Annotated in this window: 20 protein-coding genes; all 20 read right to left on the bottom strand. The window is 50.5% G+C overall.

The window, feature by feature from the left end; all coding sequences use genetic code 11:
- Positions 1-30: 30 nt before the first annotated feature.
- The 20 genes from ACFVVF_RS01045 to pnp all read right to left on the bottom strand — a co-directional run bounded on the left by ACFVVF_RS01045 (position 31) and on the right by pnp (position 23,695).
- A complete protein-coding gene (locus ACFVVF_RS01045; RefSeq protein WP_387804591.1) occupies positions 31-942 on the bottom strand; it encodes a helix-turn-helix domain-containing protein in 912 nt (303 codons plus the stop codon).
- Between the two features lie 17 nt (positions 943-959).
- Positions 960-1,727 carry a DUF3388 domain-containing protein gene (locus tag ACFVVF_RS01040; protein WP_042160605.1) on the bottom strand — a complete coding sequence of 256 codons (768 nt, stop codon included), beginning with the start codon at positions 1,725-1,727 and terminating at the stop codon, positions 960-962.
- 192 nt (positions 1,728-1,919) lie between these two features.
- Entirely contained in the window at positions 1,920-2,168 is a 249-nt protein-coding gene (locus tag ACFVVF_RS01035; protein WP_387804589.1) for a DUF3243 domain-containing protein, read from the bottom strand.
- Between the two features lie 82 nt (positions 2,169-2,250).
- Complete coding sequence (gene ymfI, locus ACFVVF_RS01030; protein WP_387804587.1) at positions 2,251-2,997, bottom strand: elongation factor P 5-aminopentanone reductase; 747 nt, start codon at positions 2,995-2,997, stop codon at positions 2,251-2,253.
- Positions 2,994-4,280, bottom strand: coding sequence for an EF-P 5-aminopentanol modification-associated protein YfmH (yfmH, locus tag ACFVVF_RS01025; RefSeq protein ID WP_387804585.1), 1,287 nt, complete (start codon positions 4,278-4,280; stop codon positions 2,994-2,996). Before yfmH ends, ymfI begins: the two co-directional genes overlap by 4 nt.
- A 5-nt stretch (positions 4,281-4,285) precedes the next feature.
- The gene (gene yfmF, locus ACFVVF_RS01020) at positions 4,286-5,560 is read right to left on the bottom strand and encodes an EF-P 5-aminopentanol modification-associated protein YfmF (protein ID WP_387804583.1); all 1,275 of its coding nucleotides are present in this window, start codon (positions 5,558-5,560) and stop codon (positions 4,286-4,288) included.
- 165 nt (positions 5,561-5,725) lie between these two features.
- Positions 5,726-6,538 carry a spore cortex-lytic enzyme gene (gene sleB / locus ACFVVF_RS01015; RefSeq protein ID WP_387804581.1) on the bottom strand — a complete coding sequence of 271 codons (813 nt, stop codon included), beginning with the start codon at positions 6,536-6,538 and terminating at the stop codon, positions 5,726-5,728.
- 133 nt (positions 6,539-6,671) lie between these two features.
- Positions 6,672-9,440 (bottom strand): FtsK/SpoIIIE family DNA translocase, encoded by a 2,769-nt coding sequence (locus ACFVVF_RS01010; RefSeq protein WP_387804579.1) that lies wholly within the window; start codon positions 9,438-9,440, stop codon positions 6,672-6,674.
- Positions 9,441-9,501: 61 nt separating this feature from the next.
- Positions 9,502-9,744, bottom strand: coding sequence for a YlzJ-like family protein (locus ACFVVF_RS01005; protein ID WP_387804577.1), 243 nt, complete (start codon positions 9,742-9,744; stop codon positions 9,502-9,504).
- Entirely contained in the window at positions 9,744-10,490 is a 747-nt protein-coding gene (locus tag ACFVVF_RS01000; RefSeq protein ID WP_387804575.1) for a ClpP family protease, read from the bottom strand. Before ACFVVF_RS01000 ends, ACFVVF_RS01005 begins: the two co-directional genes overlap by 1 nt.
- 164 nt (positions 10,491-10,654) lie before the next feature.
- A complete protein-coding gene (locus ACFVVF_RS00995) occupies positions 10,655-12,334 on the bottom strand; it encodes a ribonuclease J (RefSeq protein ID WP_387804573.1) in 1,680 nt (559 codons plus the stop codon).
- Between the two features lie 1,331 nt (positions 12,335-13,665).
- Complete coding sequence (dapA, locus tag ACFVVF_RS00990) at positions 13,666-14,538, bottom strand: 4-hydroxy-tetrahydrodipicolinate synthase (protein ID WP_387804571.1); 873 nt, start codon at positions 14,536-14,538, stop codon at positions 13,666-13,668.
- Positions 14,539-14,586: 48 nt separating this feature from the next.
- A complete protein-coding gene (gene dapG / locus ACFVVF_RS00985; protein ID WP_387804569.1) occupies positions 14,587-15,798 on the bottom strand; it encodes an aspartate kinase in 1,212 nt (403 codons plus the stop codon).
- Positions 15,799-15,856: 58 nt separating this feature from the next.
- Positions 15,857-16,891: an aspartate-semialdehyde dehydrogenase gene (locus ACFVVF_RS00980; RefSeq protein ID WP_387804567.1), complete on the bottom strand. Its 1,035-nt coding sequence runs from the start codon at positions 16,889-16,891 to the stop codon at positions 15,857-15,859.
- A gap of 58 nt (positions 16,892-16,949) precedes the next feature.
- Entirely contained in the window at positions 16,950-17,543 is a 594-nt protein-coding gene (locus ACFVVF_RS00975) for a dipicolinate synthase subunit B (protein WP_042160583.1), read from the bottom strand.
- Positions 17,540-18,439, bottom strand: a complete 900-nt coding sequence (gene dpsA / locus ACFVVF_RS00970; protein ID WP_387804564.1) for a dipicolinate synthase subunit DpsA — start codon at positions 18,437-18,439, stop codon at positions 17,540-17,542. The genes ACFVVF_RS00975 and dpsA overlap by 4 nt, the downstream gene beginning before the upstream one ends.
- 197 nt (positions 18,440-18,636) lie before the next feature.
- Complete coding sequence (gene dut / locus ACFVVF_RS00965; RefSeq protein ID WP_387804562.1) at positions 18,637-19,080, bottom strand: dUTP diphosphatase; 444 nt, start codon at positions 19,078-19,080, stop codon at positions 18,637-18,639.
- Positions 19,061-20,326 (bottom strand): M16 family metallopeptidase, encoded by a 1,266-nt coding sequence (locus tag ACFVVF_RS00960; protein ID WP_387804561.1) that lies wholly within the window; start codon positions 20,324-20,326, stop codon positions 19,061-19,063. Before ACFVVF_RS00960 ends, dut begins: the two co-directional genes overlap by 20 nt.
- 92 nt (positions 20,327-20,418) lie before the next feature.
- The gene (locus ACFVVF_RS00955; RefSeq protein WP_387804559.1) at positions 20,419-21,423 is read right to left on the bottom strand and encodes a polysaccharide deacetylase family protein; all 1,005 of its coding nucleotides are present in this window, start codon (positions 21,421-21,423) and stop codon (positions 20,419-20,421) included.
- Positions 21,424-21,613: 190 nt separating this feature from the next.
- The gene (gene pnp / locus ACFVVF_RS00950) at positions 21,614-23,695 is read right to left on the bottom strand and encodes a polyribonucleotide nucleotidyltransferase (protein WP_387808714.1); all 2,082 of its coding nucleotides are present in this window, start codon (positions 23,693-23,695) and stop codon (positions 21,614-21,616) included.
- Positions 23,696-23,866: the final 171 nt, after the last annotated feature.

Genomic DNA, 23,866 nt, shown 5'->3' with positions numbered 1-23,866 from the left:
CTCTCCTCTATCAACTGATTTAAATAAATATTAAGGCGCCTCCGTGCTCTCTCCATCGGCTGGCGGCGTCGGCGATCCCGATGTTTCGCCCTGCAGCGGGCTGAGCAGCACTTTTTTGGATCTCGCTTGATCGCCATCGTTAACCGTAATGCCATCGACTGTAATAACAGTCAGATCGGCACGGCCGACATTGACATAAAGCGGCTCCGTAATATCAAATGATTTGGTTTCGCCATCCTGCAACGTCACAGCAATCAGCTTCTCGCCGCTGGCGCTGCCTTTGCGCACTTCCGTCCAGCTAGGCCCGCCCGTAATTTTAATCTCCAGCTTATGGACGACATTGGCAGGTCCGACATCGTAATGATCAACCTTGCCTTTTTTCTCCGTAAAGGTCAAGCTGGTTGCCTCCGCTGGCGGAGGTGTTGGCGTTGGCGTCGAAGACGGGCTGCCCGTACCTGCACCTGCCTCGCTTTTATCACTAGGCAATGGTGAAGCCTGATCAGTGACCTTGGTCTGATCGTCGAGTCCTTTGGAATTATCGCCCTTTTGGCTGACGAAATAAACCCAGACGACGACTACAATAAGAATAAGAAACGACCACATCAGCACGTTGAAGCCAAGCTTGCCAATCCGCTCCGACGCTTGGGTTTGCACTCTTCTCGGCGCCCTTGCCGCTACCGGTTCCGATACTTGCTCCGTAACGGTCGCAGCCGGCACTTCATGCTGGTACAAGCGGAGTACTTCATCAGCGTCCAAGCCAACGGCCTCGCAATAATTTTTCACAAACGCCCTTAAATAAAAGGTTCCCGGCAGGATGCTGTGATCGCCGTTCTCTATAGCCTCGAGATAGCGTTTGCGGATTTTGGTCGTCTCTTGAACATCTTCAAGTGATAAGCCGTGTTCTTCTCTTGCTTTCCGAAGCAACGCTCCCAAATCTGACATTTGTTCGTCTCCTCTCTCTAGAATTCGTCCGTGTAGTTAGCCGTGAACGATTCATACGTAATTTCTTCGTCCGGTGTGTTGCGAAGCTCGATAATCATATCAAAATGGCTGTAGTCATAATGGGATTCCTTAATAAAAATATCCGGATGCTCGATAACTTTAGTGGAAGGCATCGCCATAATCTCTTGAAGCAGCGCATAATGCTTCTCATTGGAACGAATCGTGCTTACAATACCGTCAATAATAAAGATATTGTTGTTCGTCATCTCATCCTCTGACAGTTGGCTTCTGACAGTCTGCCGCAGCAATGTCGACGATACGAAGGTCCATCGCTTATTCGAGCAAACGCTGCCGGCGATGATCGATTCTGTCTTCCCGACGCGGGGCATCCCGCGCAAGCCAATCACTTGATTGCCGTCCCGCTTAAATACTTCACCGAGAAAATCGACAAGCAGGCCAAGCTCATCCCGTGTAAAACGGAACGTCTTCCGGTCATCTGAATCTCTCTCGATGTAGCGGCCATGCCGCACTGCCAAAATATCGACAATCGTCGGCGTCCGCAGCTTGTTAACCGTAATGTTGTCTACCTTTTGCAGCATTTTGCCAAGCAGGACGATTTTCTCTTCATCATCCGTCTGCAGCAGCATGCCCCTTGTCCGGTCTTCTACACCGTTGATCGTCATAATGTTTACTTCCAGCATGCCAAGAAGAGATGCTATATCACCTAGCAGCCCGGGCCTGTTTTTATGTATTTTGTACTCCATATAATACTGCTTGCTTTCCATGAATGGTCACCGCCCCAAGCCTGTTGATGTCAGTATTGCGCAACGCTGGAATCATTAATCATTGCTGCGCGAAAAATGCCGCTTACTAAAAGCTTATTCTACAATTTTCGCTACAATCCTGCAACCTTCATCGGAAACATTGCAGAAAAGCCTCCGAATTGGAGGCTTTTCTGCTGGGTATCCTATGCAGCCTTATCGATGATCGACGAGCTTCACCATCAAGTTCGCAATCGTCTTTTTCTCCGACTCGTCGCCTGCATCCCAAAGCTCTTTCAGCACGCGCTGCTGTTCGTTTTTGGGATCGACTTTCTCATCAAGAAAGGAGCCGATCTCATAGGCCAGATTCGTAATCATTTCCTCGGTCATGCCCGAAGCTTTCGCCTGGTCTACACGTTCAGCCAAAAACTGCTTAAAGTTCGCAAAGTTGCTGAGCACTGACATTCGTTTCTTCGCCTCCTGAGTGTAAATGAAGAGAATGAACAACAGTCAATATTGTGCCGCAACATCTGTGCAATTATGCAAATCAGGTATGCCAGCCGCCGTTCGGGCTAATAATTTGCCCTGTTATGTAAGAGGATTCGGGCAGCGCCAGAAAATAGACGAGCGAAGCGATCTCATCAGGCTGTCCAAATCGGCCAAGCGGAATTTCCTGTTCAAGCGCAGCCTTCTCCTCGGCGTCGAACCCGTCCATCATCATGGTATCGACCGCTCCCGGAGCGACGGCGTTGACAGTAATCCCAGTAGGCGCCAGCTCCTTCGCCAACGCTTTCGTGAAGGCGTTCATGCCGCCTTTAGTCGTGGAGTACAGCACCTCACAGGAAGCGCCTGACATCCCCCAGACGGAAGAAACGTTAATAATCCGGCCATAACGATTCGCAATCATGGACGGCATGAAAATTTGACTGCAAAGGAACATGCCCTTCAAATTTACGGTCATGACGTCGTCCCATTCCTGCTCGGTCACGTCCATCAGCATGCCGTAATGGGAAATGCCGCCGTTGTTGACTAGAATGTCAGGCAGCATGCCGTTGGCCTCCAGCTTATCCCGCATTCGGAGCAGCTGTTCTCTCGAACGCAGATCCGCAGTGATCGTCATGACGTTGGCGCCAAGCCGCATGCAGGCCCGCGCTGTCTGGTTCGCCGCTTCATGCGACTCTAAATAATGGATAACAATATTGGCGCCTTCCGCGGCAAAGCGCTGCGCAATCGCAGCGCCAATTCCACGGCTTCCCCCGGTCACCAATACGGTTGATTGACGAATGTTCGTCATTCCCCCGCTTTTTCCACGATCGACACAGCCACTTGGCCGAAATCGAAATGCTCGCGAAGCCGTGCATTAACCTGCTCCAGCGTGCTGTTCTCATACAGCGGAAGCAGATCGAACATATCGCTGTCGCGGAACCGGTAGCGTGTAAATTCGCTGGCGATCGCTTCAGGGGAATTAAGCATTCGCAAATAACTGCCGATTTTTTTCCGTTTCGAACGCTCGAAAGCTTCTTCAGAAATGCCGGTTTTCAGCGCTTCCTCCACTGCGGCGCGAACTTTGCCGAGCAGCGCCTCCGGATCAGGACTGTCGCCACCTATAACCGAGAAAGCGTAGTTGTCGCTGGAATTGAATTCCGAGCCGAATGAATCGGAGATTAAATTTTCCTCATACAGATCCTGATAAAGCGAGGAGCTCGCTCCAAACAAAGCATCCAGCATCAGCTTCGACAATACTTCCTGCTCCAGCAGCTCCGCAGGCGGCAAGCCAGTATGCTTCTCCTTAAAGCCAAACATCACTTTAGGCAGCGATACCGGAAGCTTCGTTACTTTACGCGGAATTTTGACACTGGCCGGCTCATCTTCGAAGTAACGGTGAATTTCGCCTTGCGGCTTGAAGTTTTTATTTGCCTGATTGTTCCTCACAAGCTCAAACACTTCCGCCGCATCGACACCCCCTACAACGAACAGCAGCATGTTGGACGGATGGTAAAAGTTTTCGTAGCAGCGATACAGCGTTTCCTTGTCGATCTGATAGATCGACTCCACCGTACCGGCAATATCGATATGAATCGGATGGTTATGGTACATCGCATCGATAAGCCCGAAATAAACCTGCCAGTCGGGATTATCCTTGTACATATTGATCTCCTGCTCGATAATGCCCTTTTCCTTATTGACGTTCTCGTCCGTAAAATAAGGATTTTGCACAAAATCGATCAGCGTCTCCAGATTAGCTGTGATTTGCTCCGTTGCGGAGAACAAATAGACCGTACGGTCAAAGCTTGTAAACGCGTTGGCAGAAGCGCCTTGGGAAGCGAACGTTGCAAAAATGTCGCCGGTTGGCTCCTCGAACATTTTATGCTCGAGAAAATGGGCGATTCCGTCCGGCATTTTGGACGGCTCTTCCCCTTCAACAGCAAAACGGTTGTCGACAGAGCCGTATTTGGTTGCAAATGTCGCATACGTTTTTTGAAAACCGGGCTTCGGCAGCACGATCACTTCAAGTCCGTTGTCCAGCACTTCGCGGTACAGCGTCTCCTGCACATTTTTATACTCGAGTGTCTCCATGTCTGTTAAGCCTCCTTCCGGTCTCGCAAATAATAGATCGTATCCAGCTCAACGCGGTTGGCTACTCGAACGATATCATCCGGTCCTACCGACTGGATCTGATCGAGCAGCTGCTGCGCGCTGCGGTCTTTGCCCGACAATACGGCATTGAAGTCGTAAGCGATCATTTCATAAGCGCTGTCCTGCAGCTCCCGCAAATGATTGGAGATCATCGCTTTCGTCTGGCTAATTTCAAGCTCCGTCAGTTCTCCGCGCTTCATGCTTTCAAGCTGCTCCTTGATAATGGCGACAGCCCGGTCGTAATTCTGAATTTCAATACCGGATTGGATGGTGCAAATTCCTTTATGTCCATCAAGCCTCGATGATGCGTAATACGCAAGGCTTTCCTTTTCCCTGACGTTCAGGAACAGCTTCGAATGCGGGTAGCCGCCAAGGATGCCGTTGTACATCAGCGATGCTGCATAATCGTCATCCCCATACAAAATGCCTGTGCGCAGACCCAGATTCAGCTTGCCCTGACTGACGTCCATCCGTTCGACGACGGTTTTCACATCGCCTCTTTCATGGCGGGCGTTCGCCACTGTATACACCCCAGGTACGCCCGCTTTAGGACGGAAATACTGCTGGACGAGCGCCGTCACTTCATCCAGTGTCGTATCTCCCACGACATATAAATCAAAGACCGCTTCTTCCAGCCACTGCTCATATCGGCGATAGAGGGATTCCGCTGTAATAGCCGCTATATCCTCCAGCTTGCCAAGGGGATGCAGACGATACGGATCGCCTTCGCACATCTCCTCCAGGCAGCGTTCAGCCGCATAACGGATTTTATCGTTAACAATCGACTCCAGCCGTTTCGTCAGCGTCTGCTTCTCAGCCTCCACATATTTCGCGCGAAAAGCGCCGTTTTCCGTACAAGGATCGGTGACAACCTCCCCTAACAGCTTCAGCGAAGCGTCCAGAAGCGGACTGCTGGAAGAGACGAATTGATCGTTAATGACATCCATTCGAAACTGGACGATCTGCGAATCGCCTCTTTTATATACGTCAAAGCCAAAGCCAGCCCCGTACAAATCATCAAGCCGTTCGCGAAAGGCTTTCGTCTCCGGAGTGGAAGCAGTTCCTCTACGAAGTACGAAGGGAGCGAGCGCCGTCTCGGTCACTGTATCCTCCGATAACGGAACGCCTGCGAATAACGAAATCGCAAAAGTTTTAAATCGTGTAGTCGGCAGCACATGAAGCCGAATCCGGCCCAGCTGCCCTCTCTCAAATAGGGTCACTCCGTTAGCTCCTTCCTTGTGTAAAACTGCAAATTTGGTTCTGCTGGAGTAAATGTATTCCAATTACACCTTGCCTATACCATTCTAACTTAACCGAAATGGAAGAAGCAACCTGGGCCTGCGCAAGGGCAAGGCCGGCTGCTTCTTCGGAACCGCAATTTGCTTTTACATACAGAAAATGTGTTTGCCGATCGTCTTCACTTGCGGTCTGGTCCAAATCCATTTGGAGGTTGCTGTCACCGGATTGAAATAATACAGACAGCCGCCGCTAGGGTCCCAGCCGTTGATCGCATCTTGAACCGCTTGTGCCGCTTTCTCGTTTGGCGTCAAGTAAATCTGGCCGTCGGCAACGGCTGTGAAGGCCCCTGGCTGAAAAATAACGCCCGAGATCGAATTCGGAAAGCTTGGCGATTTCAGACGGTTCAGAATAACCGCTGCAACCGCTACTTGACCTTCATAGGGTTCGCCTCGAGCTTCGCCATAAACAGCGTTGGCCATGATCTGGAGATCACCCTTCGAGAGGCCAAGCTTGTTGGACTTATCCAAGGCGGAACCGCTGCCTGAATTTCCTCCAGTATTTCCAGATCCGCTTCCCGTACCGGTGCCGCCGCTGCCAGCTCCCGCTCCGGCATTGCCGGTCTCCTCAGCAGTTGGCTTCCAGTTCTTTGTGGCCTCCCAAAGCTTCAGCTTCGTTTTGGCGCCTACAACCCCATCCGATTTCATGCCGAATTTCCACTGGAACCAAGTAACGGCGTTTTTCGTGCTTGTGCCGAATTGACCGTCAATCTTACCGTTGTAGTACCCCAAATATTTAAGTCTTCCTTGCAGCTCATAAACATCCTTGCCGGAGGAGCCGACTTTCAACGTTGCGTTACTGAATGTTTCTTCCGCCTTGCCATTCATCAAATGCTGTAACGAGAACGTTCCGAATACGAGCATGACGATTAACGCGGTCATTACAATTAAACGGTTTCTCATCTAGGGATCTGCCTTTCTCATAGCAAGTTAGTTAGCTTCATGCAGCGTTGCCTAGCACTAGTATGAGAAATGAGCTTTCGTTCTATGCATCGAATGGCAACTGTAGCATCCCCATACAAAAAAGGATATCGTCCTAAGACGATATCCTTCCTGCCTGATATTGATCCATCGTAAGCAACACTTCACGCGGCTTGCTGCCCTCGTAAGGGCCAACGATAGAGCGGGCTTCCATCTGGTCAATCAAGCGGGCTGCCCTCGTATACCCGATGCGCATCCGCCTTTGCAATAGCGAGACAGATGCCTGCTTCGCTTCCAGCACGATTTGCACCGCTTGATCGTATAATTCATCTACAATATCATTAGGATCATTGGACTCTTCCTCAACTTCAGGAACAAGATCCTCTTTATATTCCGCTTCGGCTTGTCCCCTCGAGTAATCGACGAGAGCTTCCACCTCTTGATCAGAGAGGAAGGCGCCTTGCACGCGAAGCGGCTTGGACATGCCAACAGGCAGGAACAGCATATCACCGCGGCCTAACAGCTTCTCCGCTCCGACCATGTCGAGAATGGTCCGCGAATCCACTTGCGATGATACGCCAAATGCGATCCGGGAAGGAATGTTGGCTTTGATGACACCGGTAATGACGTCTACAGACGGACGCTGTGTTGCAATTATGAGATGGATGCCTGCCGCGCGGGCCATTTGAGCCAGACGGGCGATAGAATCCTCTACGTCGCCAGCGGCAACCATCATCAAGTCAGCAAGCTCATCGACGATAACAACGATATACGGCAGCACTGCTTTCGGATTATCCGCCATCAAATTGTTGTAGCCTTCAATATTTCTTGTTGCCGATTTAGAGAACAGCTCATAGCGCTTCTCCATCTCGACAACGATCTTCTTCAATGCCAGAGACGCTCTCCGCGGATCTGTGACGACTGGAGCCAGCAAATGCGGGATGCCGTTGTATACGTTCAGCTCGACCATTTTCGGATCGACCATCAGAAATTTCACTTCGTCCGGCTTCGCTTTGTACAAAATGCTCGTAATAATACCGTTGATGCAGACCGATTTGCCCGAGCCGGTTGCCCCTGCTACAAGCAAGTGAGGCATGCGGGCAAGATTGCCGATAATCGGCTGGCCGGAAATATCCCGTCCAAACGCGATAGACAGCTTCGACGGTGCGTTATGGAAGGCCGGAGTCTCCATAACCTCGCGCATCGTAACGACCGATACTTCCATATTCGGCACCTCGATGCCGATAGCCGACTTGCCTGGAATTGGAGCTTCCATCCGGATATCCTTGGCTGCAAGGGCAAGTGCGATATCGTCTGTCAAGCTGACAATTCGGCTTACCTTAACGCCTGTAGCCGGCTGAACTTCATATCGGGTAACGGCTGGCCCGCGGACAACGTCCAGCACTTTAGCTCGAACGCCAAAGCTTTCAAGCGTCGCTTCCAGCTTTCTCTTTGCATCAATAGAGTCGGCTCCATCCCCTCCTCTTGCCAATAAGCTTGGCTTGGAGAGCAAGGAAAACGGCGGTAGCATATAGGGCTTCGGTTGCGGCACAGCGGGAACCGGTGATGCAGAATCAGCTGATTCAGTTGCTTCTTTAACCAAAACGGCAGCGAGTGCTGCTGCTGTATCCGATTGTTCACCTGTAATCGCTGCAGGATCGTCTTCCGGTAAATCGCCGAGAGGTTCTTCCATCCGCTGTTCATCCTCAGCGGATTGCTGCGGCCAAGTCCCTGTCCACTCCTCCTCAACCGGATCTTCTTCTGGATAAGGAGGCGAAGGCGGATAGGTTTGTTCATCTATTGCAGCTTCCGGATGATGCTGTTCGGCATCCGGCTCCGGGATTGTAGGGACAGTCTCCCAAGGCACTTCATCGGGCGGGTTATGTATAGTTTCTTGTAAATGATTCGGATCCCGTTCCTGTATCGGCTGCTGTTCAATCGGGTCATCATTATGATCCCAACCTCCAGCTGTAACTTCACCATTCCCATTCTTAGCCCAATGCGGACTCATTCCGTTCAGATGGTGCTCGTCATCTTCTTCATCATCAAGGGACCAATCATCTTGCTTGCCGGCTTGCCCGCTTTTATCCTGCTGCAGCCATGAGAAGAATAGGGAGCGCTTCTTCTTTCTTGGCGTAAGCGGAAAATCCTCATCCTCATCAATAGCGTCATCATCTTGTGCATAACCTTGTGAATCGGCTGCACGTGGCGCTTTCGCAGCAGCGGCGGCAGTTGCCGCTCTAAGTGCAGCTCTCTGGTTCCATTTTGCCGCAAACAGCTTGAACAGCTTGATCAGCTTGCCCTTAACAAGACGGCCCATTTCAACATATGATTTGCCGGTCATCAGCATTAGCGAGATAGCGAACATGACCCACATAATGAGCTTGGCCCCGAAATAGCCGAACAGCATGAACAGCATGGAGTACTCAATGGCGCCAATGTAGCCGCCGCTAATGTCCTTTTCGTTCATCGGACGGTCATCCGCTCCGTCAAAGGTAAGCAGCTCCAGCCTGATCGAAGAGCTTAACTGCTCGAAGATCAGCCCGCCGGATAGCTCCGAGGATGGTGCCAGCGATTTGTCGATCATCGCGACTGAGCTCCACAGCGCTAACGCCAGTACGAAAATCAATATGCCTGTACGGCGATGCGACCAGCCCTTCGGCCAAGCCCGCTTGACCATGACGGAAAGCCCGACATAAATACCGACCAGTGCCAGCACAAAATAAAATTTGCCCAAAAACAGGCCAAACAGCTTGGACAACGACCGGCCGACCGTCGCCCCTCCTGATAAGGCAATTACAGACACCGTTATAAGTAAAATACCGTAAACTTCATATTTTAAATTGGATGCAATCGATTTCTTTTTTCTTCTCTTTTTAGCCAACTTTTTGTCACCTCTGGTTTAACATTATACCATAGGTGGACAAATGTTCCTATTTTCTCTTTCAGTTTTGTACATCATTTTGTCCGTACATCATAATGGAGCCCGGTGTAAACTGCGGATTCAAATAATCATTCAGCTGGCATTGCAGAAGTCTGACGATCTTTACCATACCCGGCGCAACAGGAACCACTTCCATATGAATGCCGTGAAGCCATATTTGCTGGGACGTAGGCTGATTTGCTTCAGCAGCGCTTGCCATACCATCCAGAACTGTCTCCAAAGGCATAATCGTATAAAGCGTCATTAATTGTACACCCCCGGCCCCGGCTGACCCGCTCCTGCAGGCTTGCGTTCAGCAATCCGGCGGTTAAGCTCCTTCAGCGCTTCTCCAAGTCCGCCAACCGAATCGATCAGGCCGTGCTTGACCGCATCCGATCCGATTACGGTCGTCCCGATATCGCGGGTAAGCTCGCCTGTCTTGAACATAAGATCTTTAAACGTTTCTTCCGTAACGTTGGAGTGCATCGTGACAAACCGGACGACCCGCTCCTGCATTTTGTCCAAATATTCGAAGGTTTGCGGCACTCCGATAACGAGTCCGTTCAGACGAATCGGGTGAATCGTCATCGTCGCTGTAGCAGCAATGAATGACATATCCCCGGCTACAGCGATTGGAACGCCGATAGAATGACCGCCCCCCAGTACGAGCGTCACGGTCGGTTTAGATAATGAAGCGATAATTTCGGCAATCGCAAGACCTGCCTCCACATCGCCGCCAACCGTGTTCAGCACGATCAGAATACCTTCGATTTTGGCATTCTGCTCGGCTGCCACCAACTGCGGTATTAGATGCTCATATTTCGTCGTCTTATTTTGCGGAGGCAATACGATATGGCCCTCGATTTGACCAATGATCGTCATGCAATGAATATTGGATTCGGCAACTGGCGTTGTCGTTTGTCCAAGCTGCTGGATCGTTTCAACGATCGTACTGTTCTTTTTCTTCTCATCGGCAGCCGGGTCAGGCTGCTGCTCATTCGATAATGGCATGGAATGGTGGCTCCACATAGCATTAAGTCCCCCTCATCAACAATGTCGCTGCAATTGCTGCGGCTTGTCATAGTATGAGGTCGACTGCTGAATTTATACAGATAAAAAGAGACCGCTTGGCGGCGGCTTGCCGCTCAGCATCGGTCTCTCAAAGGTTTCTATAGTTACACTTCCATAATAATAGGCAAAATCATCGGTCGGCGCCTCGTCTGTTCGTAGAGATAGCGTCCCAGCGCATCTTTCACGCTTGTTTTGAGAGAAGCCCACTCATTCACCTTATCGTTCATCAATCGATTTAGCGTCGACGTCACGATTTTCCCGGCTTCATCCAGCATTCCTTCCGCTTCTCGGACATATACAAAACCGCGTGAAATAATATCGGGGCCAGACATAATTGTCCCGTCTTGCTTGCTTAGCGTAACGACAACGACAAGAATGCCGTCCTGCGACAAAAGCTTCCGGTCACGAAGCACGATGTTGCCTACATCCCCGACGCCAAGACCGTCGATCAGCACATTTCCGGCCTGTACCTTCGAGCCCCTCCTCGCGTCGCCGTCATGAAACTCGACCGTTTCCCCATTCTCCAAGACAAAAATATGGTCTCGTTCAATGCCTACATCTTCACCCAAGCCGGCATGCAAACGAAGCATACGGTACTCACCGTGAATCGGGATAAAATATTTAGGCTTAATTAAATTCAGCATGAGCTTTAACTCTTCCTGGCTGCCATGCCCTGAGACATGAACGCCTGACACCGAACCCGGACCATACACCACATGTGCGCCGAGCCGGAACAACTCATCAACCGTCCGGCCCACATAACGCTCATTGCCGGGAATTGGCGTTGCCGCAATAATAACCGTATCACCTGGCAAAATATCAACCTTCCGGTGCGTAGCCCGGGCCATCCGGGTTAGAGCGGACATCGGCTCCCCTTGGCTTCCCGTACATAAAATAACGACGCGGTCGGCCGCCAGCTTATTGACTTCCTCCGGTTCAATCAGCATCCCTTCGGGGACATGCAAGTAACCAAGCTCGGAGGCGATGTTGACGACATTAACCATACTGCGGCCGATAACGGCGATCTTGCGATTCGTCGCTTCCGCAGCATGAATAACCTGCTGGACACGATGAACATTGGAGGCAAAGGTTGCGACCACAACCCGCTGAGGCGCTTTGTAGAACAAATCTTCAAGCTCCTCGCCTACATTTTTCTCCGAAGGGGTGTAGCCCGGCCTTTCCGCATTGGTACTGTCCGACAGCAGCACGAGAACACCACGCTGACCAATACCTGCTATTCGCTGCAAATCCGCATATTGTCCGTTCACGGGCGTGTAATCGAATTTAAAATCACCGGTATGAACGACACTGCCCTCTGGTGTATCGAGACAGACGCCTACTGAATCGGGAATGCTGTGATTCGTCTTGAAGAAGGAGACTCGTATTTGACCCAATTCGATCTCCGAGTCGGCATGGATTAATTCCCGCTTTGTTTCGCCCAACAATCCCGCTTCCTTCAGCTTGCCTTCAATTAGTCCTAACGTTAGCTTCGTGCCGTATACAGGCACATTAAGCTCCTTCAGGACGTAAGGCAGACCACCGATATGATCTTCATGACCGTGCGTGATGACGATGCCGCGAACTTTTTCCCGATTTTCTAGCAAATACGAAATATCCGGAATGACGATATCGATGCCGAGCATGTCCTCCTCCGGAAATTTCAGCCCGGCGTCCACCACAACAATATCGTCTGCGTATTGGATGACATACATATTTTTGCCGATCTCACCCACTCCGCCTAGCGCAAAAACGAGCAATTTATCCGTACCGTTCTTCTTTGACAAGCGATTCCCTCCCTTTTATGACCGTGGCCGTCCCTTGCCTGGGGCGAACTCCGGTGAGATGCCGAAATGCCAATCATTGCCGAACCGTTGTTTGAACCCATTATACAGGAAAAAATTGAGAGAACACAAACTATTTCCCTCTTACATGTCTACATTGCCGCCTGCGTAAACGAATGTTCTTCCGATCGCTGTTGCTTCCAGATTCCTTCGACTAACCTAAAGGGTTGGAATCCGGATACAAAGGCGAGCGCTGCCGCTTCTCCAGAATCATTCGCTTACTCCGTCTCTTGTTTTCATGATATGTTTCTTTTTAAAAGAAGAACGGTGGAGCTTGCCTCCCCCTCTTATACAGGCCGTCAAGCAAACACATGTTGAAATATTCGTCTCAGCAGGAACGTTACATGATACGTCAAACACCGGCTTACCAAGCTCACATCAAAAAGGCGAAGCAGTATATCCCTGCCTCGCCATATATAGAGTAACCTATTTCGACCATGTAGCCATGTAGAACGTCTGCCGAATGCGACTCAACTTCCGCCTACTAGCCTTCCTAGCTAAAGCACAAAACAAAATGTAAAAGTGCAGGTAGATAAGCCCCAAAGGTACCAAAACAGCGTTCAAAATGCAAAAGTGCAGTTGAAATCGCTAAATTTCACGATTTAGAGGCTATTCGGGCCAATCAAACTGCACATTTGCATTTTGAAGCGGTAAAACGTCGAAAACTCAGCTGACAACATGTACTATTGCATTTTGATTCGCACCAGGCTATAGAAAACGTAAAAGCAACTAGCATTATAGTGTGTATGATCGCATCAGCAGCACGTATTTAGGCGAGCGGAGCGTTTTGAGTTCAGGATGACTTTTCGCAGATTCTAACCATTTTGACATCGTGTAAGCGATGGCGCAATGGAATCTAGAACGGCAGCATGAACCAAAACGCGCAGCGAGACCCCGTGTCTGCTCGCATCAGTTTGCACGTATAGGGCGAGCGGAGCGTTTTGAGTTCAGGATGACTTTTCGACGATTCGATCCATTTTGACGTCGTGTAAAACGATGAGAAAATTGAATCTAGAATGGCAGCATGAACCAAAACGCGCAGCGAGTCCCCGTGTCTGCTCGCATCAGTTTGCACACATAGGCTGAGCGGAGCGTTTTGAGTTCAGGATGACTTTTCGCAGATTCTAACCATTTTGACATCGTGTAAGCGATCGCACAATGGAATCAAGAACGGCAGCTTGAACCAAAACGCGCAGCGAGACCCGGAACAGCAGCCTCAGCAAACAAAGCAAAGGCGGTGCAGGAATCATCCTGCACCGCCTCTTCTATAAGTCCTATATTAATTTGCTAATAAATTCTTTTTCCGCTTCTGTTGCTGCAACGAGCGGAAGTCTCACGCTGCCGACTGGGATACCTTTCAAGGTAAGAGCGTACTTGACGGCAACCGGATTTGGAACCGGATGCGGACTCTCGAACAGTCCTTTGAACACCGGATGGCATTCCTGATGAAGTACAGCAGCCCGGCGAACGTCGCCGCCCAGATAGGCTTCAATGAGCTGCTTCATTTTTGCCCCGATAACGTGGCTGGCTACACTGATAATGCCATGTCCGCCGACCGCAAGCGTTGTCAACGTAGCACTGTCGTCCCCGCTATAGACGCGGAATGATGATGGAGCGCCAGCTACAATCTGCGTCAACTGATCCGGGCTTGCGCAATCTTTTGTCGCTACGACATTGTCCAGTTGAGCCAGACGGATTGTCGTTTCAGCCGACAGGTTAATTCCAGTACGTCCAGGGACGTTATAGAGAACGACCGGCAAAGTCGTAGATTCTGCAATCGCTTTGAAATGCTGATAGAGTCCTTCTTGGTTCGGCTTGTTATAGTAAGGAGTGACGAGCAGAACGCCGTCTACACCGCAAGCCTCCGCTTCCTTCGTCAGATGGATGGAATGCGCTGTATTGTTGCTGCCCGTTCCTGCAATAATTTTGCAGCGTCCGCCTGCGCGTTCTACTGAAAAGCGGAACAATGCCAATTTCTCCTCGTCCGTCAACGTAGGCGACTCGCCCGTCGTTCCCGATACGACCAGAGTATCGCTGAGCTGTTCTTCAATTAGATAATCGATCAGGCGGCCGGTAACTTCCCAGTCGATCTGACCATTTGTATCAAATGGTGTGACCATTGCCGTAATTAACCTTCCATAATCCATCCAAAAAACCTCCTACAAAACTTTACGAGCAATTATGCACTGTTACTATTATAAATGAAGTCCAAACTTGGCGTGAAGCGCTTGTAGCGCAGGGGCCATATCCGGCTCCTTCACAAGTACCCATATCGTCGTGTTCGAATCCGCCGATTGCATAATTGTAATGCCTTGTTCCGTCAATGCTTCGACGATTCGCGCCATGACGCCGGGCACACCGTTCATGCCCCCGCCGATGACCGACACTTTCGCACAGCCGTTGATTGCAGTCGGTAAATATCCAATATCTTGAAGCAAACGAACCGCACGGTCGGCGTCGTCATCGAATACCGTGTACACCGCGCCGCTTGGCGTTACGTTAATAAAGTCAACGCTAATATGATTGCGGGCCATCGTCTGAAACACTTGCAATTGCACGTCAGAGCGGCCTTCTATCGCTTGCACCGAAATTTGCGTAATACCGGATACATGAGCAATGCCAGTTACGTGACGATCGCTTACATAACCCTTAGCAAGCTCCGGCCTGTCAGTTACAAGCGTTCCTTCATCATCGGAAAAAGTGGAGCGTACCCGAATCGGGATGCGGGCTTGCTGTGCAATTTCTACTGCACGGGGATGAATGACCTTTGCTCCCTGGCGCGCCATATTGCATATTTCAGCATAGCCGACGACCAGCAGCGGCTTCGCGTCTTTAACCAAGCGAGGATCAGCTGTCAATATTCCATTCACATCGGTATATATGTCTACACAATCTGCGCGAAGAGCTGCGCCTATCGCGGTAGCCGAGGTATCGCTTCCTCCCCGGCCTAACGTAGTCATGTCACCGTACTCTGTACTGCCTTGAAAACCGGTTACGATCACAACCTCGCCATCTCTCAAATGGGACAGCATCCGGTCGGGATGGAGCTCTTTAATGCGCGCATGGCCGAATTGCTCATCCGTCCGAATGCCCGCCTGGCCTCCATTAAGCACAACTGCAGCAATGCCCCGCGAGCAGAGCAGGCTGCATAAGGCTGAAGCGGCAATAATCTCTCCGCAGCCTAGCAGCATATCCCGCTCGCGGGGCGGTAAATGGTCGCCGTTATCGCGAATGAGCTGAAGCAGGGTATCCGTAGCGTACGGGTCGCCTTTGCGACCCATCGCCGAAACGACAACGACGATACGGAAACCGTTCTTCAGCTCTCTGGCAATATGTTCTACACAGTGATTTCTAGCATTATCGGACGAAAGTGACGTGCCCCCGAATTTCTGAACCAGGATGCGCATGAATATTTATCCTCCGGTACCGATAGCAAGATGTCAATATTGCCGTCAACCTTTACCTTTAGCCTTTTGCGATATGCTCTGCAATTTGAACGGCGTTCCATGCGGCGCCCTTCATCAGATTATCGGAAACGATCCACAGGTTAAGTCCGCGCTCATGGCCCAGATCCCGTCTCAGGCGGCCGACAAATACGTCTGGTTTGCCTGCAGCGTCTGTTGCCAATGGGTATTGCTGATTCGCCGGATCATCCACCAGCGTTACGCCTGGCGCGTTCTCGAGCAGCTGTTTGACATCTTCCAGGTCATAATTATTTTTCAGTTCAACATATACGGATTCGGAATGGCCGTAAACGACTGGAATACGAACGCAAGTAGCGGTTACTTCGATCGATTCGTCGTTCATAATTTTTTTCGTCTCGCGGACCATCTTCATTTCTTCCAGCGTGTAGCCGTTGTCTTGGAATTTATCAATTTGCGGAACAGCGTTGAAAGCAATTTGATGCTTAACAGGCAAGCTGCCTACTGGCAAAATATCCGGGTTAACCGGTTCGCCGTCCAATGCAGCGCGAGTTTGGCGAAGCATCTCGTCAATTGCGCGTGCGCCAGCGCCCGATACCGCTTGATATGTCGAGACAATAATACGGCTGATGCCGTATTTGTCCTGCAGCGGCTTCAAAGCTGCTACCATTTGAATCGTCGAGCAGTTCGGATTCGCAATAATGCCTTTGTGCTCGCTTACTTTCTCAATGTTCACTTCCGGAACGACAAGCGGCGTATTCGGATCCATACGGTAAGCGTTCGTGTTGTCAATACAGATCGTGCCATGCTCCACCGCATGAGGAGCGAGCGCTTTAGTCACGTCGCCCCCGGCGCTGAACAATGCTATATCAACGCCCTTGAAGCTGTCCGGAGTTGCTTCCTCTACGGTTACTTCTTGGCCTTTGAACTTTAATTTGGTGCCAGCGGAACGAGCCGAGGACAACAGCTTCAATTCGCGGATAGGAAAATTTCTCGTATCGAGCAAGTTCAGTATTTGTTCCCCTACTGCGCCTGTTGCGCCTACTACCGCAACGTTAAACAATTTCTGATTGGACATCTGTCGTAATTCTCCCCTCTATCTTTGAACAACAAATAAAATGGAATAAAAATAAATACTAGTAATTGAACCGTTCAATAAGCAGCGGCTGCAGTTGTTTCCCTTGCAGCGCGGCCTCGCATGTCTCCAGTGCCAAATCCATTCTGGCTACTAGTGAGTTCGGTTTTTGAACGGGGTTATCTTGGCCGAAAGGCACAAAATAAATATGTTTAGCCACTAACAGCTTTGCGATGTTTGCGGCATTCAACCCAAGTCCGTCATTCGTAGAAATTGCAAGCACGACTGGTCTTCCATTTCTCATTTGCGCTTTTGCCGCCATTAATACGGCACTATCCGTGAGCGCATTTGCAAGTCTGCTTGTCGTATTGCCCGTGCATGGCGCAATCAATAGCACGTCGATCTGTTTAGATGGTCCAAGCGGTTCCGCTTGCACAATCGTAGAAATAATCTCATTGCCCGTTATCGCTTTTAACTGCGTTTGCCATTCTTCCGAAGTGCCAAAACGTGTATCCGTCGTCATAATCGTATTAGAGACAATCGGAATGACATTCGCTCCTGCGTCAACAAATCTAGCGATTTGCGGCATAATTTCGGCAAGCGTGCAGTGCGACCCTGATAATGCGTATCCTACCGTTAATCCCGACCAGTTCATTGCCCATTCCCCCGCTTTATCGAATCGTCCATAATCAATTGAGACAAACAATCGGCTATGATTCGTCCAGCTGTTTTGGGTGCAACGATACCGGGCAGGCCGGGCGCGAGCATCGCCTTGATTCCCCGTTTCTCGGCGAAGCGGAAATCGGTTCCGCCAGGCTTGGAAGCGAGGTCAATAATAACGGCCCGCGAAGGTAAATTCGCTATAATTTGCGCTGTGACTATCATAGTCGGAATTGTATTAAAAAGCAAGTCAATATTGCCTGTATACTCCAGCAGTTTACTGGTGTAGAAAGGCTTGAAGCCCATTTCCGCAGCCCTTGCAAAATGCTCTGTTCGCCTAACGCCGATGAGTACATCTGCACCCAATCCCTGGAGGGTGCGGGCCATCGTGAAGCCGGTCCGGCCGAAGCCAAGCACCATTGAAGTTGAGCCGTGAATCGTAATATCGGTATTCTGGATAGCGAGCATAATCGCACCCTCGGCTGTTGGAATGGAGTTGTATATGGCAACGTCATCCCGGTCAAACAATTCGATAAGCTCCAGCCCCTGCTCCCGGCAAATATTCCGGAGGTACGGCTTCGCCATGCCTGTATAGACTTTGCAATGCTTAGGCGCACGGGCGAGGTGCTGATCCAGGAGCCTAATCTCGCGATCGCTGAACACGGTATGAATCAAGCCCTGGTCGTCTGTGCCGACCGCAGGCAGCAGCAGCGCGTCGATGTTATCGAACAGTTGCTCGTCAAACTCGGCATGTACCGCCCCATCTAGCGAAGAATGCAGCCCCTCGAAGCCCGACACAGTCACCGTCGCATCCAATTCAGACAGCTTCCGAATGACCTCGAGCTGCCTTGCATCGCCGCCAAGCAGCAGCACTTGAATGCCTGTTAACATGCAGCTATCACTCCTTTCTGCGCACGAGTTATAAATCATCTTATGCCAGCGCCCAGAATGGGTGAAAAAAAAAGACATCTGCCTTCTTGCTCCTTGCCGTTCCCTTTAGATGGCCGCTTCTCCATGGAGTCACAGACAAAAAAAGAGCCGGTTTCCCCTGCAATAATTGCAGGAAAAACCGACTCTTTCATTCGAAGCTATACGCCTGTATGGCCAAAGCCCCCGGCTCCGCGAACCGTATCCGGCAGCTCATCAGCCAATGCGATTTCAATGGCCGGAATTTGCTGAAACACCATTTGCGCAATTCGTTCGCCGCGTGTAATTGTGAATGGCTCCTGTCCCAAATTGACTAACAGCACCTTCACTTCGCCCCGGTAATCTGCGTCAATTGTTCCCGGCGAATTCAAGCAGGTAATGCCATGCTTGTAGGCCAGGCCGCTTCTTGGACGGATTTGCGCCTCAAGCTGCGCAGGCATCGCCATTGCGAATCCGGTTGGAATAAGCTTGCGCTCTCCCGGTGCAAGCACGACCGGTTCGCCGACAGCGGCTTGCAGGTCAAAGCCTGCCGCCCATTCCGACATTTTATTCGGCAATTGAATATCTTCATTGCCTTCCAGCCTTTTAAACAGTACCTGAAACAAAACGATTCCTCCCCAATTGTGCCGCTGCTTTATCGTTCGAGCCGACCATTGCGACCGCGAACGGCACGGAAAGCATCCGTTTCGTCACTTCGCGCACGTCGTCCATCGTCACATTATCGATTCGTTTCAGCAATTCGTCAAGCGTATAATGACGTCCGAGCATAAGCTCGTTTTTCCCGAGCCGGTTCATCCGGCTGCTCGTGCTCTCCAGACTTAAAATCAAGCTGCCTTTAAGCTGCTCTTTGCCGCGGTTCAATTCATCGTCGCCTAGCCCCTTCACTGCAAGCTCCTCCAGCTGCTCCATCGTCAGATCGAGCACTTCCTTCGTCTGCTTCGGTGCCGTTCCGGCATAGATCGTGAATAAGCCTGTGTCCGCATAGGAGGTATGGTAGGAATAGACGGAATAAGCCAAGCCGCGCTTCTCCCGGATTTCTTGGAACAAGCGGGAGCTCATGCCTCCGCCAAGCGCATTGTTAAGCAGAATCATTGAATACAGCTGCGGATCGCTAATGGAACAACCCGGGAACGATAGGCAAATATGGTTCTGCTCCGTCTTTTTCTTAAAGAAAATATAATCGCCATGAAAGCCCGGCGCTTGTACCGGCGCTGAGCTTCCTCGCGCGCTAAAGCGGCCGAATTGGCTTTCCAGCAGCTCCAGCAGCGCTTTCTCCTCTACGTTGCCTGCAACGCTGATAACGGTATTTTCAATCGTATATGTATCGTTCATATAATCGCGCAGAGAATCGGAATTCATTGCCGTCAGACGCTCTTCCAAGCCTAAAATGGAATAGGCAAGCGGGTGATCGCCGTAAGCGGCGCGGGAAGCCTCGTCATGTACCTTGTCATCCGGCGTATCCTCATACATCGAGATTTCTTCCAAAATCACGTTTTTCTCTTTCGCCAGCTCCCCGGCATCAAGCTTCGATTCGAAAAACATATCGGCCAGTGCATCGACCGCTAACGGCAAATGCTGATCCAGCACTTTAGCGAAATAGCAAGTGTACTCCTTCGATGTAAAAGCGTTGACGTTGCCGCCGATGCCATCGAATAAGTCCGCGATGTCTTTAGCAGACCGTTTATTAGTTCCTTTGAACAGCATATGTTCGACAAAGTGTGAAATTCCGTTGTTGTCCGGCGTTTCATTCCGTGAACCCGTCTTTACCCATATACCGAATGCGACCGACCGAAAAGTAGGAATATATTCCACAACGACTCTAAGTCCGTTGCTGAGTGTATATTTATTCACAAACGTCCTCCTTAGCAAGCTGAATGTAGTTCTGCCATAAGCACGGGCTTTCCGCATTCCGGAAGCTCGTGCTTCCAATCAGTTTATCAAAATTATGACTCCGGCTCAACAACTGAAGGCACTCGGCTCGATGACAGCAGTTCGCTTACCGTACCGATTGCATAGCCCTTCTGCTTCGCATCTCGGATCATGCCGGGCAGTGCATCGCGGGAGGAGGCTGTCGGATGCATGAGAATAAGCGCACCTGGCTCCAGCTTCGCCGAAATGCGGCGCATAATCGTATCGGGAGGAGGCTTTTTCCAATCCACCGTATCGATCGTCCACAGCACCGTCATAAGCCCTTGCTCTGCCGCAACTTGTATCGTCGTCTGGTTGTAGTCGCCCGATGGCGGCGCAAACCATTTGTTGTCAACCGCTAGCGTCGACTTTAACAAATCCTCTGTTTTGGATATTTGCGTATAAGCAGCCTGCCGGCCAAGCTCGCTCATATTCGGATGTGAATAAGCATGGTTGGACATCTCATGTCCCTTCGCCTGTATTTGCTTGGCAACGTCCGGATATTTCTTCAGCCAGGAGCCGTCTAAGAAAAAGGTAGCCTTCACCTGCTCCTTCTCCAGCGTATCGAGAATCGGTTGTATGTATTCATTGCCCCATGCGACATTGATCATAAAAGCAATCATTTTTTTCTCCGGATTGCCTTTGAAAATTGGAAATCTGCCTAGATCCCGGAGCGATACTTCTGGAGCAACTTCCTTATATACGAATTGAATCGGGGTCAGCGCCCCTGTTGCAACTGTTTTTTCAACGCTTTTGTCGATATCGACTTCTACGCCGTTATACCCGGGAATAGCTTTCCATACCCGGTCGATTCGCGCGTCTACAGGAGCAATCCGCTGCTTCTCCGCCTCGCCGGCGATCGTTTGCCGCAACTCGCTCAGCTCCTGCTCGCTGAACAATGGCTTTACGGCAGCCTTAGCTGCACCGTTCGCTTTGACCGATGCCACATAATCGCCAATGCCGCCAAGATTCAAGCTAAAGGCTGCAATAAACGCCGCCATGCACACGCCTATCCAACCGATTTTCGTTCGCAAGTTCATATATTTAGCTCCACCTTCATCATCGGTTAACGTCTTTGCCGGTTATGCAGACAAGACGCTTGCTCAAAATGTATGAAGAAATGGACGAGATTATGCAAGCCGAAGACCAAGTCCGGTAAAAAAAACAAAAAGAGACAGATTCACTCTGACTCTTTGCATTCAAACCATATGGAAAGCGCAGAAGCTAGACTTACTGCGCCGGTACTTGAGGTGCAAGAACAGCTTTACGGGACAGGTTGATCCGGCCCTGCTGGTCGATCTCGGTTACTTTTACCGTAATTTGGTCGCCAATCGCCACAACGTCTTCAACTTTAGCTACACGTTCGTTAGCAAGCTGGGAAATGTGGACAAGACCATCTTTGTTCGGCAAAATTTCAACGAATGCGCCGAATTTTTCAATTCGTTTAACGGTTCCGAGATAAACTTCACCGATAACAACCTCTTTGACGATACCTTCGATGATCGCTTTCGCACGTTGGTTCATCTCTTCGTTAGAAGAAGCGATGTAAACCATGCCGTCTTGCTCGATATCGATTTTCACGCCGGTTTCCTCGATGATTTTGTTGATGATTTTGCCGCCGGAGCCGATAACGTCACGGATTTTGTCCGGATGAATACGGAGCGTCAAAATTTTCGGAGCGTACTGCGACAGGTTTTTACGCGACTCGGACATTACTTCATTCATTTTGCCCAAAATATGCATCCGGCCCTCACGTGCTTGCTCCAGTGCCTGGGACAAAATTGCACGGTCGATACCGTTGATTTTGATATCCATTTGAATGGCCGTTACGCCTTGCGCCGTACCTGCAACTTTAAAGTCCATATCGCCGAGATGATCTTCCATCCCTTGAATGTCGGACAAGATGGAGAAATGGTCGCCGTCCTTGATCAAGCCCATTGCGATACCCGCTACTGGAGCTTTAATCGGAACGCCCGCATCCATCATTGCAAGCGTACTTGCGCAAATGCTTGCTTGGGAAGTCGAACCGTTGGATTCCAAAACCTCGGAAACGAGACGGATCGCATATGGGAATTCAGCTTCAGAAGGAATAACCTTCGACAATGCGCGTTCGCCGAGTGCACCGTGGCCAATCTCGCGGCGGCCTGGAGGACGGAGCGGTCTTGCTTCGCCAACGCTGAATGGCGGGAAGTTGTAATGATGCATGAAGCGTTTCGTTTCTTCAGGGCTGACGCCATCCAAAATTTGAACGTCGCCAAGCGCGCCGAGTGTACAGATGCTAAGTGCTTGGGTTTGTCCACGCGTGAACAGACCAGAGCCGTGTGTACGCGGAAGCAAAGCGACGTCGCATTCGATCGGACGAATTTCGGCAAGGCCGCGTCCATCGGGACGAACTTTATCATGTGTAATCAAACGGCGAACTTCTTCTTTAACGATGTCATACAGCACTTCTTTTACATCGCCGATAAGCTCAGGCGTTTCCGCATACACTTCTTCGAAATGTGCAACCGTTTCGCTGTTGACTGCGTCAATCGCTTCTTGGCGCGCATGCTTCTCTTCGATACGGATGGCTTGTACGAGGCGCTCAGACGCATAAGCGCGAACCGCTTCGTTAACACCAGCGTCAACCGCATGGAGCTTCACTTCCATCTTCGGCTTGCCGGCATCTGCTACGAGCTCTTCAATCGTCGCAACGATTTTTTTAATTTCGTCATGTCCGAACATGATTGCTTCCAGCATCACGTCTTCGCCGACTTCATCGCCTTCCGCTTCCACCATCATGATCGCGTCTTTCGTACCTGCGACAACGACGAAAATATCCGTCTGCTGTCCTTGCTCGACAGTCGGATTAATAACGAATTGGCCATTGACACGGCCAACGCTTACGCCGCCGATTGGACCGTCAAATGGAACGTCAGAGATAGCAAGTGCTGCAGATGTACCAATCATTGCCGCAATTTCAGGCGGGCAATCCTGATCCACGCTCATCACGATGTTCGCGATTTGCACATCGTTGCGGAAGCCTTCAGGGAATAACGGACGAATCGGGCGGTCAGTCAAGCGGCTCGACAGAATCGCTTTCTCGCTTGGACGTCCTTCGCGTTTAATGAAGCCGCCGGGAATTTTACCGACTGCGTACATGCGCTCTTCATAGTTGACTGTCAGCGGGAAGAAATCAAGATCCTTTGGTCCCGTTGAAGCCGTTACCGTACACAAAATAACGGTATCCCCGTAACGTACGGTTACAGCGGCATTTGCTTGCTTGGCGAGACGGCCTGTCTCCAGGACAAGCTTTCTGCCGCCCAACAACATTTCGACTTGTTGCAAATGTAATCCCTCCTAGTTTGTAATGTAACAGTTGGCATTGATACCATTCGCCAACAGCGTTGGCATATCCTGCTGTACCTTTTGATATTACAAAAAGCAACCCGCTAATGCCGGCTCCGGGAAGCCCGGACGGCAAAACAGCCAGGTTGCTTTTCA

The sequence above is a fragment of the Paenibacillus sp. NPDC058174 genome (assembly GCF_042883865.1).
Classification (GTDB): Bacteria; Bacillota; Bacilli; order Paenibacillales; family Paenibacillaceae; genus Pristimantibacillus.
Note: the sequence above shows the minus strand (reverse complement) of the source record. Positions and strands in the feature narration are given on the sequence as shown.